The 14,836-nt window shown below is 62.7% G+C and carries 15 protein-coding genes and 4 tRNA genes; 18 read left to right on the top strand and 1 reads right to left on the bottom strand.

The features are described 5' to 3' along the window. Position 1: 1 nt before the first annotated feature. Positions 2-676, bottom strand: coding sequence for an HPP family protein (locus KW830_RS07640; RefSeq protein ID WP_218332729.1), 675 nt, complete (start codon positions 674-676; stop codon positions 2-4). A gap of 228 nt (positions 677-904) precedes the next feature. On the opposite strand from KW830_RS07640, the gene serS reads away from it, so the two are divergent. From serS to nuoF, 18 genes are all read left to right on the top strand, one after another. Continuing rightward, positions 905-2,221: a serine--tRNA ligase gene (serS, locus tag KW830_RS07635; protein WP_066539337.1), complete on the top strand. Its 1,317-nt coding sequence runs from the start codon at positions 905-907 to the stop codon at positions 2,219-2,221. Positions 2,222-2,254: 33 nt separating this feature from the next. Further along, positions 2,255-2,345, top strand: a tRNA-Ser gene (locus KW830_RS07630). A gap of 2 nt (positions 2,346-2,347) precedes the next feature. Next, positions 2,348-2,424 (top strand) — tRNA-Arg (locus KW830_RS07625). 147 nt (positions 2,425-2,571) lie between these two features. Next, a tRNA-Arg gene (locus KW830_RS07620) sits at positions 2,572-2,648 on the top strand. A gap of 85 nt (positions 2,649-2,733) precedes the next feature. After that, positions 2,734-3,294 carry a transcription elongation factor GreB gene (gene greB / locus KW830_RS07615; protein WP_218332728.1) on the top strand — a complete coding sequence of 187 codons (561 nt, stop codon included), beginning with the start codon at positions 2,734-2,736 and terminating at the stop codon, positions 3,292-3,294. A 308-nt stretch (positions 3,295-3,602) separates the two neighbouring features. Next, complete coding sequence (ribD, locus tag KW830_RS07610; protein ID WP_255578207.1) at positions 3,603-4,688, top strand: bifunctional diaminohydroxyphosphoribosylaminopyrimidine deaminase/5-amino-6-(5-phosphoribosylamino)uracil reductase RibD; 1,086 nt, start codon at positions 3,603-3,605, stop codon at positions 4,686-4,688. A 158-nt stretch (positions 4,689-4,846) separates the two neighbouring features. Beyond that, positions 4,847-5,113 (top strand): 30S ribosomal protein S15, encoded by a 267-nt coding sequence (gene rpsO, locus KW830_RS07605; protein WP_083520526.1) that lies wholly within the window; start codon positions 4,847-4,849, stop codon positions 5,111-5,113. Positions 5,114-5,329: 216 nt separating this feature from the next. Next, complete coding sequence (gene pnp / locus KW830_RS07600; protein ID WP_218332726.1) at positions 5,330-7,585, top strand: polyribonucleotide nucleotidyltransferase; 2,256 nt, start codon at positions 5,330-5,332, stop codon at positions 7,583-7,585. A gap of 154 nt (positions 7,586-7,739) precedes the next feature. Then, positions 7,740-8,726: an NAD(P)H-quinone oxidoreductase gene (locus KW830_RS07595; protein ID WP_218332725.1), complete on the top strand. Its 987-nt coding sequence runs from the start codon at positions 7,740-7,742 to the stop codon at positions 8,724-8,726. 8 nt (positions 8,727-8,734) lie between these two features. Then, positions 8,735-9,481 carry a triose-phosphate isomerase gene (gene tpiA, locus KW830_RS07590; protein WP_218333149.1) on the top strand — a complete coding sequence of 249 codons (747 nt, stop codon included), beginning with the start codon at positions 8,735-8,737 and terminating at the stop codon, positions 9,479-9,481. Between the two features lie 39 nt (positions 9,482-9,520). After that, on the top strand, positions 9,521-9,916 hold the full coding sequence (secG, locus tag KW830_RS07585) for a preprotein translocase subunit SecG (protein ID WP_066539323.1): 396 nt from the start codon (positions 9,521-9,523) through the stop codon (positions 9,914-9,916). A gap of 127 nt (positions 9,917-10,043) precedes the next feature. Beyond that, positions 10,044-10,129: transfer RNA gene (locus KW830_RS07580), tRNA-Leu, on the top strand. Positions 10,130-10,196: 67 nt separating this feature from the next. Further along, complete coding sequence (locus KW830_RS07575) at positions 10,197-10,556, top strand: NADH-quinone oxidoreductase subunit A (RefSeq protein ID WP_066539531.1); 360 nt, start codon at positions 10,197-10,199, stop codon at positions 10,554-10,556. A 25-nt stretch (positions 10,557-10,581) separates the two neighbouring features. Further along, positions 10,582-11,061, top strand: a complete 480-nt coding sequence (locus KW830_RS07570; RefSeq protein WP_066539321.1) for an NADH-quinone oxidoreductase subunit B family protein — start codon at positions 10,582-10,584, stop codon at positions 11,059-11,061. A gap of 9 nt (positions 11,062-11,070) precedes the next feature. Beyond that, positions 11,071-11,682 carry an NADH-quinone oxidoreductase subunit C gene (locus KW830_RS07565; RefSeq protein WP_218332724.1) on the top strand — a complete coding sequence of 204 codons (612 nt, stop codon included), beginning with the start codon at positions 11,071-11,073 and terminating at the stop codon, positions 11,680-11,682. A gap of 29 nt (positions 11,683-11,711) precedes the next feature. Next, positions 11,712-12,965 (top strand): NADH-quinone oxidoreductase subunit D, encoded by a 1,254-nt coding sequence (locus KW830_RS07560; RefSeq protein ID WP_218332723.1) that lies wholly within the window; start codon positions 11,712-11,714, stop codon positions 12,963-12,965. Next, positions 12,962-13,453, top strand: coding sequence for an NADH-quinone oxidoreductase subunit NuoE (gene nuoE / locus KW830_RS07555; RefSeq protein WP_066539315.1), 492 nt, complete (start codon positions 12,962-12,964; stop codon positions 13,451-13,453). Before KW830_RS07560 ends, nuoE begins: the two co-directional genes overlap by 4 nt. Continuing rightward, entirely contained in the window at positions 13,450-14,826 is a 1,377-nt protein-coding gene (gene nuoF, locus KW830_RS07550) for an NADH-quinone oxidoreductase subunit NuoF (RefSeq protein WP_066539314.1), read from the top strand. Before nuoE ends, nuoF begins: the two co-directional genes overlap by 4 nt. Positions 14,827-14,836: the final 10 nt, after the last annotated feature.

Genomic DNA, 14,836 nt, shown 5'->3' with positions numbered 1-14,836 from the left:
ATCAGCTCCACAAATCCAGAGGTGGGTCGCTGGCAATCGCCTTGAGCAGGTCGGTGCGCGAGATGAAGCCGGCCAGGTGGCCCTGCTCATTGGTCACGGGCAGGCCGGGCAGCCCATTGTCCAGCAGCACACCGGCCACGCGACGTAGGTCGGTGTCTTCCGCCACGGTGGGCACGGGCGTCACCATCACCTCAGACACCGGGCGGCGCGCCAAGGCAATGGCGTCGCGCACCGCACCGGGGGTGGGCAGCAGGTCCAGCGGGGCCATGTCGGCACGCAGCAGCAAGCCGATCACCTGCTGGGCATCGTTGAGCACCGGCGCCTGGCTGACACGGTGCAGGGCCAGGGTCTGCCAGGCATCGTTGACCATGCTGCGTGGCGAGACGGTGAGGGCGCCGCGTGTCATCACATCCCGTACCAGGCTCAGCGGGCGGCGCTCTTCCTTGGGGCCCTGGGCGGCGCTGGCGTAGGCAGACACCGCACTTTGCGCCGGCGCGCGGCGCAGCGTGGTCTCGGTGGACGGTTGCGGCAACAGGGTGCTGGAATCGGTGTCGGTGTCGGCGACCAGCGTGTTCAATGCCTGGGGGCGCTGCACGCGGCGCACCGGGGCGATCTGCGACAGCCGTTCCGGCCCGCCGTGGTACATGGGGCCGTTGATGCCAAATACATAAAACATGGTGTTTCCCTCGTGCTGGTCGGTCTGTGCGCGCCATGGGCCGCCCACTGCAGTGCGCTCTCCATGCTATCGGCATCTGCGCGCTTTTCTTGTGCCCGGTTTCGCTGACAGTCCGGCTTCGCATCTGGCGGGGCAGGTCGGGGAACGCGGGGTGCGGGGCCATGCCGGCGCGGCATGCAAGCCACTGCGGCGCGCGCAGCGGCGGCGGCGCCACTAAAATCGCGCTCTATGCTCGACATTCAACTTCTCCGCAAAGACCTGGACTCGGTCGTCGCCCGACTGCTGACCCGCAAGAACCCCCAAGCCTTCCTGAACGTGGAAGCCTTCAAGGCACTGGAATCGGAACGCAAGTCCATCCAGACGCGCACCGAGGAACTGCAGTCCAAGCGCAACCAGCTGTCCAAGCAGATCGGCATGCTGATGGGCAAGGGTGAGAAAGACGCCGCCGAAGCCGCCAAGGCCGAGGTGGCCGCCATGAAGACCGAGCTGGAGCAGTCCGCCGCACGCCTGGAGCAGATCCAGACCGAGCTGCAGGCCATGCTGGTGGCCGTGCCCAATCTGCCGCACGCCTCGGTGCCCGTGGGTGCGGATGAGGAAGGCAATGTGGAAGTGCGCCGCTGGGGCACGCCCAGGACGTTCGACTTCGACATCAAGGACCATGTGGACCTGGGCACCCCCCTGGGCCTGGACTTTGAATCCGGCATCAAGCTCAGCGGTGCCCGTTTCACCGTGATGAAGGGGCAGATCGCCCGCCTGCACCGCGCGCTGGCGCAGTTCATGGTCGATCTGCAGACCGAAGCGCATGGCTACACCGAATGCTATGTGCCCTATATCGTCAACAGCGACTCGCTCAAGGGCACGGGCCAGCTGCCCAAGTTCGAACAGGACCTGTTTGCGGCCAAGAAGGGCGGGCAGGACGCCGAGCCGGTGCCTGACACCGCCGCGCTGTACCTGATTCCCACGTCGGAAGTGCCACTGACCAATCTGGTGCGTGACGAAGTGCTGGCCGAAGAGCAGTTGCCGATCAAGCTGACGGCGCACAGCCCCTGCTTCCGCTCGGAAGCCGGTTCGTCCGGCCGCGACACCCGTGGTCTGATCCGCCAGCACCAGTTCGACAAGGTCGAGATGGTGCAGATCGTGCACCCCGACAAGAGCTACGAAGCGCTGGAAGAGATGACGGTGCATGCCGAGCAGGTGCTGCAGAAGCTGGGCCTGCCTTACCGTGTGGTCAGCCTGTGCACCGGCGACATGGGCTTTGGCGCCGCCAAGACCTATGACCTGGAAGTGTGGGTGCCTGCCCAGAATGTGTACCGCGAAATCAGCTCGGTCTCCAACTGCGAAGCCTTCCAGGCCCGTCGCATGCAGGCGCGCTTCAAGAATGCCCAGGGCAAGAACGAGCTGGTCCATACCTTGAACGGTTCCGGCCTGGCCGTGGGTCGTACGCTGGTCGCCGTGCTGGAGAATTACCAGAACGCGGATGGCTCCATCACGGTGCCCGAAGCACTGGTTTCGTACATGGGTGGCAAAACTTTGCTGAAGGCCTGATTTTTTAGGCTACAATAGATGCTTCGACACACCGGAGAGGTGGCAGAGTGGTCGAATGTACCTGACTCGAAATCAGGCGTACGTGAATAACGTACCGTGGGTTCGAATCCCACCCTCTCCGCCAATGCGGCTGTAGCTCAGCTGGATAGAGTACTTGGCTACGAACCAAGGGGTCGTGGGTTCGATTCCTGCCAGCCGCACCAGATACAAGCCCCAGAAACGAAAGTTTCTGGGGCTTTTGTCTATTTGTGAAAGCCTTGCTTTTCAGCGTCATGAAAAACAAGCTTCTTCCAAAGAAATTTGGAATTTCGAAAGTAAGACAATAAAACTGTCCTATAATCGATAGCTTAGCGGCTGTAGCTCAGCTGGATAGAGTACTTGGCTACGAACCAAGGGGTCGTGGGTTCGATTCCTGCCAGCCGCACCAAACGTCAAGCCTCAGAACAGAAATGTTCTGAGGCTTTTTCGTTTTCGGCGTGGGTGCCGCGCGGATGTGTGAAGATGGACAGCCTATGAACAAGGCCTTCACCAAAGAATCCGACGGGGATGATGATGACGATCAGCCCGGCTTGCCGCCTTTGCCCGCAGGTGGCAAGAACTACATGACGCCTGCAGGTTGCCAGCGGCTCAGGGCCGAGCTGCTGGAGCTGATCGACAACGAGCGTCCCAAGATCGTGGATGTGGTGCACTGGGCGGCCAGCAATGGCGACCGCTCGGAAAATGGCGACTATCTGTACGGCAAGAAACGGCTGCGTGAGATCGACCGCCGCATCCGCTTTCTGACCAAGCGCCTGGAAATTGCCGAGGTGGTGGACCCTGCCGTGCACCATGGCAGCGACCAAGTCTACTTCGGTGCCACGGTCACCTATGCCGACGACGAAGGTGAAGAGCGCACCATCACGATTCTGGGGATTGATGAGGCGGACAGCAGCCAGGGGCAGGTGAGCTGGATTGCGCCGGTTTCGCGCGCCTTGCTGAAGGCGCGCGTGGGGGATGAGGTGCCGCTGCCGACGCCGGGTGGCGTACGCATGCTGGAAGTGCTGGAGGTGCGCTACCCGTCGCCTGCTGATTAGAGGGCGCTTGCGCAAGCTGCCGTGCCGTCCGGTGGTGGGTGCGGCTGCACGGGCTCGAGAAAGATGGGCGATGGTCCGCCATGGCCGGCGGGCAATCGGCGCGCGGAGGTCCTGGTGCGGACTTCCGCCAAAACCCGGGACAATGATGGCGGCCTGCGTACCGCCGGTGCCAAAGCGCATGGTTGGTGCTGCCAATGGCCGGTTCCGGGGTGTGCGGTGCTGGTGGTGTGGCGAATAAATAGCCGATTCGGATGGGAGTGCACATGGGTGACAGTCAGCAGCAGCCGCACAGCGAGGCTGCTTTTTTTATGAACCGGGCTTTGGAATTGGCGCAGCAGGCGATGAACCGCACCTCGCCCAATCCCCGGGTGGGCTGCGTGCTGGTCAATCCGCAAGGGCAGGTGGTGGGCGAAGGTGCCACGCAGAAGGCGGGTGGCCCGCATGCCGAGGTCATGGCGCTGCGGGATGCCGCAGCACGCGGTCAGCAGGTGCGGGGCGTCACGGCCTACGTCACGCTGGAGCCTTGTGCGCACACCGGGCGGACCGGGCCCTGCTGCGTGGCCTTGTCCGAGGCCGGGGTGGCCAAGGTGGTGGTGGCCTTGCTGGACCCCAATCCCCGTGTGGCGGGGCAGGGCATTGCCCATCTGCGCGCCCATGGCATTGCCGTGGAAGTGGGGGAGGGTGCTGCCCAGGCGCGTGAGCTGAATCTGGGCTTTCTGAGCCGCATGGTGCGCGGCCAGCCGTGGGTGCGCATGAAGGCGGCCACCTCGCTGGATGGGAAAACGGCGCTGCCCAACGGGCAAAGCCAGTGGATCACCGGGCCTGCGGCGCGCGAAGACGGTCAGGTCTGGCGCGCCCGGGCCTGTGCCATCCTGACGGGGGTGGGGACGGTGCTGGCGGACAATCCGCGCCTGGATGTGCGCAGCCTGCCCACGGAGCGCCAGCCGCGTCTGGTGATTGCCGACAGCCAGTTGCGTACGCCGCCCGATGCCGCGCTGTTCGCGGCCGACCGGCAGGTGCTGATCTATGCCGCCCAGGTGCAGGGGGCGCGCGCCGAGGCGTTGCAGGCACGCGGTGCGGTGCTGGTGGAAATGCCGGATGCCCAGGGGCGGGTGGATGTGCCTGCCATGCTGCGGGATCTGGCGCGGCGCGAAGTCAATGAGCTGCATGTGGAAGCGGGTGCCGTGCTCAATGGTGCGGTGATTGCCTGCGGCATGCTGGATGAACTGCTGCTGTATATGGCGCCCAGCTTGCTGGGGCCGGGGACGGACATGGCGCAATGGGGGCCGCTGACGGATCTGGCCCAGCGCGTGCCGCTGGCATTTCACGATGTGGTGCCGGTCGGTGGAGACCTGCGGGTGCTGGCCCGTGTCCCGGGACGCGACCAATTCTGAGGCTCCGACCCGCTGGAAGGGTTGCGCTGGGGCAGGCGTGCGGCGACTTGTTATAATCGCGGGGTTTTGCATGGTGCAAGACGCACGCAGGCGGCCGTTCCAGCCCTTGCGCAAGTAACCAAAGGCGGCTTTGCGCTGCCTTCCAATAAGGAAAAATCATGATCGCTGCCTCTATCAAGGCTGAAGTTGTCAAGGCCAACGCCCGTGCTGAAAACGACACTGGTAGCCCCGAAGTGCAAGTGGCTCTGCTGACCGCTCGCATCAACGAACTGACCCCTCACTTCAAGCAACACGCCAAGGACCACCACGGTCGTCGCGGCCTGCTGCGCATGGTGAGCCGTCGTCGTAAGCTGCTGGACTACCTGAAGTCCAAGGACGCTGACCGTTACACCGCCCTGATCGCCAAGCTGGGCCTGCGTAAGTAAGCACAGTGCAAGATCAAAACGCCTGAGTTAGCGCGCTAGCTCAGGCGTTTTTTACTTTGGAGTTTGCCCAGACAGAGCGAAGCTGTGTCATTCCACAAATCTGCAAGCTATTGAAAAAATAGCGTTTTGTGCGTTTGTGGAATGGCATCGTGTTCTGTTTGATCTCCAAATCCTGGCTGCAAGAGTGCTTGCGGCCATTCCAATAGGAGTACACACATGACGATGTTCAACAAAGTCACCAAGACCTTCCAATGGGGCCAGCACACGGTCACCATGGAAACCGGCGAAATCGCCCGCCAGGCCTCCGGCGCCGTGCTGGTCAACATCGATGACACCGTGGTGCTGGCCACCGTGGTGGGCTCGAAGATCGCCAAGGCCGGTCAGGACTTCTTCCCTCTGACCGTCGACTACATCGAGAAGACCTACGCCGCCGGCAAGATCCCCGGCAGCTTCTTCAAGCGTGAAGCCAAGCCTTCCGAGCTGGAAACCCTGACCAGCCGCCTGATCGACCGCCCGATCCGTCCGCTGTTCCCCGAAGGTTTCTTCAACGATGTGCACGTGGTCATCCACACCATCTCGCTGAACCCCGAAGTGGATGCCGACATCGCTGCCATGATCGCTGTGTCCGCCGCCCTGTCGGTGTCGGGCATCCCGTTCAACGGCCCCATCGGCGCTGCCCGCGTGGGTTACATCAACGGCGAATACGTGCTGAACCCCGGCCAGACCCTGCGCAAGGATTCGCAGATGGATCTGGTGGTGGCCGGTACCGAATCCGCTGTGCTGATGGTGGAATCCGAAGCCCTGCAACTGCCGGAAGAAGTGATGCTGGGTGCCGTGATGTTCGGTCACGAACAAGGCAAGATCGCCATCGACGCCATCCACGAGCTGGTGCGTGAAGGCGGCAAGCCCGCCTGGGAATGGACCGCTCCTGCCAAGGACGACGCCCTGATCGCCAAGGTCGCTGAACTGGGTGAAGCCAAGCTGCGCGATGCCTACCAGCTGCGCAACAAGCAAGCCCGTACGCACGCCTGCCGTCTGGCCTACGCCGACGTGAAGGCCGGCCTGACCGAGCAAGGCATTGCATTCGACGGCGTCAAGGTCGAAGGCATGCTGTTCGACATCGAAGCCCGTATCGTGCGTTCGCAGATCCTGGCCGGTGAGCCCCGCATCGACGGCCGCGACACCCGCACCGTGCGCCCCATCGAGATCCGCAACTCCGTGCTGCCCCGCACCCACGGCTCGGCCCTGTTCACCCGTGGTGAAACCCAGGCCCTGGTGATCTCCACCCTGGGCACCGAGCGCGATGCCCAGCGCATCGACGCACTGGCTGGCGAGTTCGAAGACCGCTTCCTGTTCCACTACAACATGCCTCCCTTTGCCACCGGCGAAGTGGGTCGCATGGGTTCGACCAAGCGCCGCGAAATTGGCCACGGCCGTCTGGCCAAGCGTGCTCTGGCCGCTTGCCTGCCGACCAAGGAAGAATTCCCCTACACCATCCGCGTGGTGTCGGAAATCACCGAATCCAACGGCTCCTCGTCGATGGCATCGGTGTGCGGCGGCTGCCTGTCCATGATGGACGCCGGCGTGCCCATGAAGGCACACGTGGCCGGTATCGCCATGGGCCTGATCAAGGAAGACAACCGCTTCGCCGTGCTGACCGACATCCTGGGTGACGAAGATCACCTGGGTGACATGGACTTCAAGGTGGCCGGTACCACCAACGGCATCACGGCCCTGCAGATGGACATCAAGATCCAGGGCATCACCAAGGAAATCATGCAGGTTGCCCTGGCCCAGGCCAAGGAAGCACGCATGCACATCCTGGGCAAGATGCAAGAGGCCATGGGTGAAGCCAAGACCGAAGTCTCCAGCTTCGCTCCCAAGCTGTACACCATGAAGATCAACCCCGAGAAGATCCGTGACGTGATCGGCAAGGGCGGCGCCACCATCCGTGCGCTGACCGAAGAGACCGGCACCCAGATCAACATCGAGGAAGACGGCACCATCACCATTGCCGCCACCGACGGCGCCAAGGCCGAAGCCGCCAAGCTGCGCATCGAGCAGATCACGGCCGAAGTCGAAATCGGCAAGGTCTACGAAGGCCCCGTGGTCAAGATCCTGGACTTCGGCGCACTGGTCAACCTGCTGCCCGGCAAGGACGGTCTGCTGCACATCAGCCAGATCGCCCACGAGCGCGTGGAAAAGGTCACCGACTACCTGCAAGAAGGCCAAGTGGTCCAGGTCAAGGTGCTGGAGACCGACGACAAGGGCCGCGTCAAGCTGTCCATGAAGGCGCTGACCGAGCGTCCCGCCGGCATGGAGCGCAGCGAGCGTCCTGCCCCGGCCGAGCGTGGTGACCGTGCTCCCCGCCAACCGCGCGAGTTCCGTGAACCCCGCGAGCCGCGTGAGCCCCGCCAGCCGCGTGACCCGGCTGTCGATGCTGACCAACAGCAGCAACAGCAACAGCAGTAATCCCTTCCCGTAAGGGATGCTGCCGGCCGTGGGTGGCTGCAGAGCAATCTGCAGCACCCACGGTTTTTGTGTCAAAAAAGCGCGCTATTGCCGCACAGGTCTTGGACGGTGCCGGCAATGGGGGCCAGAATTTTGTAAAGGACGTGCGCCAAGCATGCAGGCCATAGAAATCAGCCGTTTCGGTCCTCCCGAAGTGCTGCAGCCCTGCGAACGACCCACGCCCCAGCCGCAGGCGGGCGAGGTGTTGATTCGCGTGCGCGCCAGTGGTGTCAACCGCCCGGACGTGGTGCAGCGCAAAGGTGCTTACCCGCCGCCGCCCGGTGCCTCGGACCTGCCGGGTCTGGAAGTGGCTGGTGTCATCGAGTCGGGTGATGCAGCCGCCATGGCGGCGGCCGGTCTGGCCGTGGGTGACCGGGTCTGTGCGCTGCTGCAAGGCGGCGGCTATGCCCAGTACTGCACCGTGCCGGTGGGTCAGTGCCTGCCGGTGCCGCAGGGGCTGAGCGACGAAGAGGCCGCAGCGCTGCCCGAGACCTTTTTCACGGTCTGGAGCAATGTGTTCCAGCGGGGGCGTCTGCAGGCGGGTGAAACGCTGTTGATCCAGGGTGGCAGCAGCGGCATTGGCGTTACGGCCATCCAACTGGCCAAGGCCTTTGGATCCACGGTCATTGTGACTGCGGGTTCGGATGAAAAATGCGCCGAATGCCTGGCTCTGGGTGCGGACCATGCCATCAACTACAAGAGCCAGGATTTCGAGCAAGAAGCCTTGCGCCTGACGGGTGGCAAGGGGGTTGACGTGATCCTGGACATGGTGGCCGGCAGCTATGTGGAGCGCGAAGTGCGCTGCCTGGCGGAAGACGGTCGCCTGGTGGTGATTGCGGTGCAGGGCGGTCTGGAGTCGGGCTTCAATGCCGGCCTGCTGATGCGCCGCCGCCTGACGGTGACGGGAAGCACGCTGCGTCCGCGCAGCGAGGCGTTCAAGGCCGCCATCGGTAAGGAACTGCGGGACAGGGTGTGGCCGCTGCTGGAGCAGCGCCGCGTGCGTCCCATCATCCACAGCCGCTTTGCAGCGCAGGATGCCGCCCAGGCCCATGCCTTGATGGAGTCGGGTCAACTCATTGGCAAGATCGTTTTGACGTGGTGAGCGAACACATGAAGAAGAAGCTGATTGTTGGCAACTGGAAGATGAATGGCGGCCTGCAGGCCAATGCCGAGCTGCTGGCGGGCATCCGCCAGGGTCTGCCGGCCGCGCTGCAGTGCGGCGTGGGTGTGGCCGTTCCGGCGGTCTACCTGGCCCAGGTGCAGGCGCTGGTGCAGGACTCGCCGATTGCGCTGGGTGTCCAGGATGTGTCGCAGCACGAAAAAGGTGCCTACACCGGAGAGGTGTCGGCCGCCATGCTGCAGGAGTTCGGTGTGCGCTACGCCCTGGTGGGGCACAGCGAGCGCCGCCAGTACCACGGCGAAACCGATGCCGATGTGGCGCACAAGGCCCAGGCCGCTCTGGCCAAGGGCATCACACCAGTGGTGTGCGTGGGTGAAACCCTGGCTGAGCGCGAAGCCGGCCAGACCGAAGCCGTGGTCAAGCGCCAGCTGGCGGCGGTGATCCAGCACGTGGGCCATTGCGTCAGCGAGCTGGTGGTGGCGTACGAGCCGGTCTGGGCCATTGGCACCGGCAAGACGGCTTCGCCCGAGCAGGCCCAGCGGGTGCATGCCGTGCTGCGTGCACAGCTGGCGGCCGCGACCCAGCAGGCCGATCGCGTGCCGCTGCTGTACGGCGGCAGCATGAATGCCGCCAATGCGGCCCAGCTGCTGGCCCAGCCCGATATCGATGGCGGTCTGATTGGCGGTGCGTCGCTCAAGGCCGCAGATTTTCTGCAAATTATTGCTGCAGCTCAATAAGCTGGAGTGTGAATAGCTACTGATTTAGGAGTGAATGAAATGCAAGCGTTTTCTGGTGTGATTCTGGGCATTCAAATGCTGGCGGCCCTGGGTATGATTGGTCTGATCCTGATCCAGCACGGCAAGGGTGCGGACATGGGTGCGGCCTTTGGCAGCGGCAGCTCCGGCAGCCTGTTCGGGGCTTCGGGCAGTGCCAACTTCCTGTCGCGCACCACCGGCATTCTGGCCGCGGTGTTCTTTGTCTGCACGCTGGCCCTGGCCTACCTGGGCAACACACGCCCTGCCAGCACCGGCAGCGTGCTGGAAAACACGCCTGCCGCCAGCATTCCTGCCCCGGCTGCCGTGAGCAAGGATGTGCCCGCGCCCGTTGCGAACGACGTGCCCGCACCGGTGCAGCAGCCTGCTGCCACAACGGAGCCTGCTCCCGCGAAATAAATTGAAGCAATCCGGAAAATACTTCGATGCAAGTGTTTTTCCGGATAGAATATAGGGATTGCCTGGACAGCCAAAGCCCAGTTAGAGGGGGCTCCTCATGCCATCCGGGTGATCTGAGACGAAAAAAGCCGTCGTGGTGGAATTGGTAGACACGCTATCTTGAGGGGGTAGTGGCGTAAAGCTGTGCGAGTTCGAGTCTCGCCGACGGCACCACACATAACAAGCCTGCCCTGATCAGGCAGTGGTCGGGGCAAGGTCAAGCGGGAAACGCGACCTCAAGATGAACCTCGATCAATACCTCCCCGTTCTCTTGTTCATCCTCGTTGGCATGGCCGTCGGTGTCGTGCCCCTGGTGCTCGGCTACGTGCTGGGTCCCAACCGACCGGATGACGCCAAGAACTCTCCTTACGAATGCGGTTTTGAGGCCTTCGAAGACGCGCGCATGAAATTCGATGTGCGCTACTACCTCGTCGCCATTCTGTTTATCCTCTTTGATTTGGAAATCGCTTTCCTGCTGCCTTGGGCCGTTGCGCTCGAGGATGTGGGCATTGCTGGTTTCGTCGCTGTGCTGATCTTCCTGGCCGTTCTTGTCGTAGGCTTTGCCTACGAGTGGAAAAAGGGCGCCCTGGACTGGGAATAACAGCTGAATTCGAAAAGGAAACACGATGATCGAAGGTGTGATGAAGGAAGGCTTCGTCACCACCAGCTATGACGCTGTGGTGAACTGGGCCAAAACCGGATCGATCTGGCCCATGACGTTCGGTCTGGCCTGCTGTGCGGTGGAAATGATGCATGCCGCCGCGGCGCGCTATGACCTGGCGCGCTTTGGTGCGGAAGTGTTCCGTCCCAGCCCGCGCCAGTCTGACCTGATGATTGTGGCTGGCACGCTGTGCAACAAGATGGCACCGGCCCTGCGCAAGGTCTACGACCAGATGTCCGAGCCGCGCTGGGTGCTCTCCATGGGTTCCTGCGCCAATGGCGGCGGCTACTACCACTACAGCTATTCCGTGGTGCGCGGTTGCGACCGCGTGGTGCCTGTGGACGTGTACGTGCCGGGCTGCCCCCCCACTGCCGAAGCGCTGATCTACGGCATCATTCAGCTGCAGCAAAAAATCCGCCGCACGAACACCATCGCTCGCGTCTAAGGAGTCGAGATGTCTGCTATCGCTATCCATCCCGAAAAGCTTCGGGATCTGGTGGCTGCTGCCCTGGGCGACAAAGCCCGCAGCGTCACTGTCGCGCTGGGCGAGGTCACCGCTGAGGTGCCTGCGGCCCAGTATTACGCTGCCATGCAAACGCTGCGCGATGCGCCCGGCTGCCAGTTCGAACAACTGGTCGACCTGTGCGGTCTGGACTACTCTGCTTACGCTGAAGTGGGTACCGAAGGTGCCCGCTTTGCCGTGGTGTCGCACCTGTTGTCGGTGTCGCTGAACCAGCGTCTGCGGGTGCGCGTGTACGCCGAGGACGATGATTTCCCGGTGGTTGCTTCGGTGAATCCGCTGTGGAGCTCGGCCAACTGGTTCGAGCGCGAGGCGTTCGACCTGTTCGGCATCATGTTCGAAGGCCACGACGACCTGCGCCGCATCCTGACCGACTACGGTTTCATCGGCCACCCCTTCCGCAAGGACTTCCCCCTGTCGGGTCACGTGGAAATGCGCTTCGACGAAGAGCTGGGTCGCGTGGTCTACCAGCCGGTGACGATCGAGCCGCGCGAAATCACTCCGCGCATCATCCGTGAAGACAACTACGGCGGAGGCCTGCACTGAAGGCGCGCGTCGCTTTCTGACGGAAGACCATGGCTGAAATCAAGAACTATTCCCTGAACTTTGGTCCGCAGCACCCGGCAGCGCACGGTGTGCTGCGTCTGGTGCTGGAGCTGGACGGTGAAGTGGTGCAACGTGCCGACCCGCACGTGGGCCTGCTGCACCGCGGGACCGAAAAGCTTGCCGAGCACAAGACCTTCATCCAGTCGCTGCCCTATATGGACCGCCTGGACTACGTGTCCATGATGTGCAACGAGCACGCCTACTGCCTCGCAATTGAAAAGCTGATGGGCATCGACGTGCCCAAGCGTGCGCAGTACATCCGTGTGATGTTCTCCGAAATCACGCGCCTGCTGAACCACCTGATGTGGCTGGGTTCGAACGGCATGGACTGCGGCGCGTCCACAGTGCTGATGTACACCTTCCGCGAACGTGAAGACCTGTTCGACATGTACGAGGCCGTCTCCGGCGCGCGCATGCACGCAGCCTACTTCCGTCCGGGCGGCGTCTACCGTGACCTGCCGGACACCATGCCCCAGTTCAAGGCCAGCAAGGTGCGCAATGCCAAGGGCATCGCGGAGCTGAACAAGAACCGCCAGGGTTCGCTGCTGGACTTCATCGAAGACTTCACCAACCGCTTCCCCAAGTGTGTGGATGAATACGAAACCCTGCTGACGGACAACCGAATCTGGAAACAGCGCATGGTCGGCATCGGCGTGGTGAACGCCGAGCGCGCGTTGAACATGGGCTTCACCGGCCCGATGCTGCGTGGCTCCGGCATTGCCTGGGATCTGCGCAAGAAGCAGCCTTATGAGGTGTACTCGGAGCTGGACTTCGACATCCCCGTGGGCAAGACCGGCGACTGCTACGACCGCTATCTGGTGCGCGTGGCCGAAATGCGCCAGTCCAACAGCCTGATCCAGCAGTGCGTGAAGTGGCTGCGTGCCAACCCCGGTCCGGTGATCACCGAGAACCACAAGGTGGCCCCGCCTGCCCGCGAAGCCATGAAGTCCAACATGGAAGAGCTGATCCACCACTTCAAGCTCTTCACCGAAGGCTTCAAGGTGCCCGAAGGCGAAGCGTATGCCGCCGTTGAGCACCCCAAGGGTGAGTTTGGTATTTACATGGTGAGCGATGGCGCCAACAAGCCCTATCGTCTGAAGATCCGTGCCCCGGGCTTTGCCCACCTGTCCATGATGGACGAGGTGATTCGCGGACACATGCTGTCCGACGTGGTGGCGGTCATCGGCACCATGGATATCGTGTTCGGAGAGATTGACCGATGATTACTGAAGCGACTAAGGCGCGTTTTGCGCGCGAGGTGGCCAAGTACCCGCCCGAGCAGAAGCAGTCTGCCGTGATGGCCTGCTTGACCATCGTTCAGCAGGAACAGGGCTGGGTCAGCCCTGAGAGCGAAGCTGAAATCGGTGACTACCTGGGCATGCCGGCCATTGCCGTGCATGAGGTCACGACGTTCTACAACATGTACAACCAGCAGCCGGTGGGCAAGTACAAGCTGAATGTGTGCACCAACCTGCCATGCCAGCTGCGCGACGGCTACAAGGCTTTGCACCACCTGGAGCACAAGCTGGGCATCAAGATGGGCGAGACCACGGCCGACGGCATGTTCACGCTGCAGCAGTCCGAGTGCCTGGGCGCCTGCGCCGATTCGCCCGTGATGCTGGTCAATGACCGTTGCATGTGCAGCTTCATGAGCAATGAAAAGCTCGACGAGCTGGTGGACGGCCTGCGCGCTGCGGAGGGCAAGGCATGAGCTCCACCATCCTGAACAATCCCGCCGCCAACGCGGTGCTGGCCAAGTTCGCTTCGTCCGGCAACGAAACCTGTTTCCATGGCCGCCACATCAATCCGCAGATCTATGCGGATCTGGACGGCAGCAACTGGTCCATCAAGGACTACGAAGCACGCGGAGGCTACCAGGCCCTGCGCAAGCTGCTGGGCAAGGATGGCGGCGAAGGTCTGACACAGGACCAGGTCATCGCCACCATGAAGGAATCCGGTCTGCGCGGCCGTGGCGGTGCAGGCTTCCCCACGGGTCTGAAGTGGAGCTTCATGCCTCGCCAGTTCCCCGGCCAGAAGCACCTGGTGTGCAACTCGGACGAGGGCGAGCCCGGGACGTGCAAGGATCGTGACATCCTGATGTACAACCCGCACATCGTGATCGAAGGCATGATCATTGCCGCGTACGCGATGGGCATCTCGGTCGGCTACAACTACATCCACGGCGAAATCTTCGAAGTCTACGAACGCTTCGAAGCCGCTCTGGAAGAAGCCCGTGCCGCCGGCTTCCTGGGCAGCAACATCCTGGGCAGCAGCTTCAGCTTCCAGCTGCACGCCCACCACGGTTTTGGCGCCTACATCTGCGGCGAAGAAACCGCGCTGCTGGAGTCGCTGGAAGGCAAGAAGGGGCAGCCCCGCTTCAAGCCGCCATTCCCGGCCAGCTTTGGTCTGTACGGCAAGCCCACGACCATCAACAACACCGAAACCTTCGCGGCGGTGCCCTGGATCATCCGCAACGGCGGTCAGGCCTACCTCGAATGCGGCAAGCCCAACAACGGCGGCACCAAGATCTTCTCGGTCAGCGGTGACGTGAACCTGCCCGGCAACTACGAAGTGCCGATGGGCACGCCTTTCAGCAAGCTGCTGGAACTGGCGGGCGGTGTGCGCACCGGTCGCAAGCTCAAGGCGGTGATCCCTGGCGGTTCGTCCTCCCCGGTGCTGCCGGCCGACGTCATCATGGAATGCACGATGGACTATGACTCCATCTCCAAGGCAGGTTCCATGCTGGGTTCGGGTGCCGTGATCGTGATGGACGATTCGCGTGACATGGTCGAGAGCCTGCTGCGCCTGTCGTATTTCTATTCGCACGAGTCCTGTGGCCAGTGCACGCCCTGCCGCGAAGGCACGGGCTGGCTGTGGCGCGTGGTGAACCGTATCCAGCACGGTGAAGGCCGTCCGGAAGACATCGAGTTGCTGGACTCTGTGTCCGTGAACATCATGGGCCGCACCATCTGCGCCCTGGGCGATGCAGCGGCCATGCCGGTGCGCGCCATGATCAAGCACTTCCGCCACGAGTTCGAAGCGAAGATCCAGAACGCTTCCAAACAGGCTGCCAAGGCCGCCTGATCGCGAGACA

The sequence above is a fragment of the Comamonas sp. CMM03 genome, from assembly GCF_019218715.1.
Taxonomy (GTDB): Bacteria; Pseudomonadota; Gammaproteobacteria; order Burkholderiales; family Burkholderiaceae_C; genus Comamonas; species Comamonas terrigena.
This window is presented reverse-complemented; position numbering and strand designations above follow the sequence as displayed.

Excerpts from the sequence above, each read along its gene's own strand:
- KW830_RS07640 (WP_218332729.1), bottom strand. The coding sequence starts at position 676 with ATGTTTTATGTATTTGGCATCAACGGCCCCATGTACCACGGCGGGCCG.
- secG (WP_066539323.1), top strand. The coding sequence starts at position 9,521 with ATGCAAGCGTTTTCTGGTGTGATTCTGGGCATTCAAATGCTGGCGGCC.
- KW830_RS07565 (WP_218332724.1), top strand. The coding sequence starts at position 11,071 with ATGTCTGCTATCGCTATCCATCCCGAAAAGCTTCGGGATCTGGTGGCT.
- serS (WP_066539337.1), top strand. The coding sequence starts at position 905 with ATGCTCGACATTCAACTTCTCCGCAAAGACCTGGACTCGGTCGTCGCC.
- greB (WP_218332728.1), top strand. The coding sequence starts at position 2,734 with ATGAACAAGGCCTTCACCAAAGAATCCGACGGGGATGATGATGACGAT.
- nuoF (WP_066539314.1), top strand. The coding sequence starts at position 13,450 with ATGAGCTCCACCATCCTGAACAATCCCGCCGCCAACGCGGTGCTGGCC.
- KW830_RS07575 (WP_066539531.1), top strand. The coding sequence starts at position 10,197 with ATGAACCTCGATCAATACCTCCCCGTTCTCTTGTTCATCCTCGTTGGC.
- KW830_RS07595 (WP_218332725.1), top strand. The coding sequence starts at position 7,740 with ATGCAGGCCATAGAAATCAGCCGTTTCGGTCCTCCCGAAGTGCTGCAG.
- KW830_RS07560 (WP_218332723.1), top strand. The coding sequence starts at position 11,712 with ATGGCTGAAATCAAGAACTATTCCCTGAACTTTGGTCCGCAGCACCCG.
- pnp (WP_218332726.1), top strand. The coding sequence starts at position 5,330 with ATGACGATGTTCAACAAAGTCACCAAGACCTTCCAATGGGGCCAGCAC.
- KW830_RS07570 (WP_066539321.1), top strand. The coding sequence starts at position 10,582 with ATGATCGAAGGTGTGATGAAGGAAGGCTTCGTCACCACCAGCTATGAC.
- ribD (WP_255578207.1), top strand. The coding sequence starts at position 3,603 with ATGAACCGGGCTTTGGAATTGGCGCAGCAGGCGATGAACCGCACCTCG.
- nuoE (WP_066539315.1), top strand. The coding sequence starts at position 12,962 with ATGATTACTGAAGCGACTAAGGCGCGTTTTGCGCGCGAGGTGGCCAAG.
- rpsO (WP_083520526.1), top strand. The coding sequence starts at position 4,847 with ATGATCGCTGCCTCTATCAAGGCTGAAGTTGTCAAGGCCAACGCCCGT.
- tpiA (WP_218333149.1), top strand. The coding sequence starts at position 8,735 with ATGAAGAAGAAGCTGATTGTTGGCAACTGGAAGATGAATGGCGGCCTG.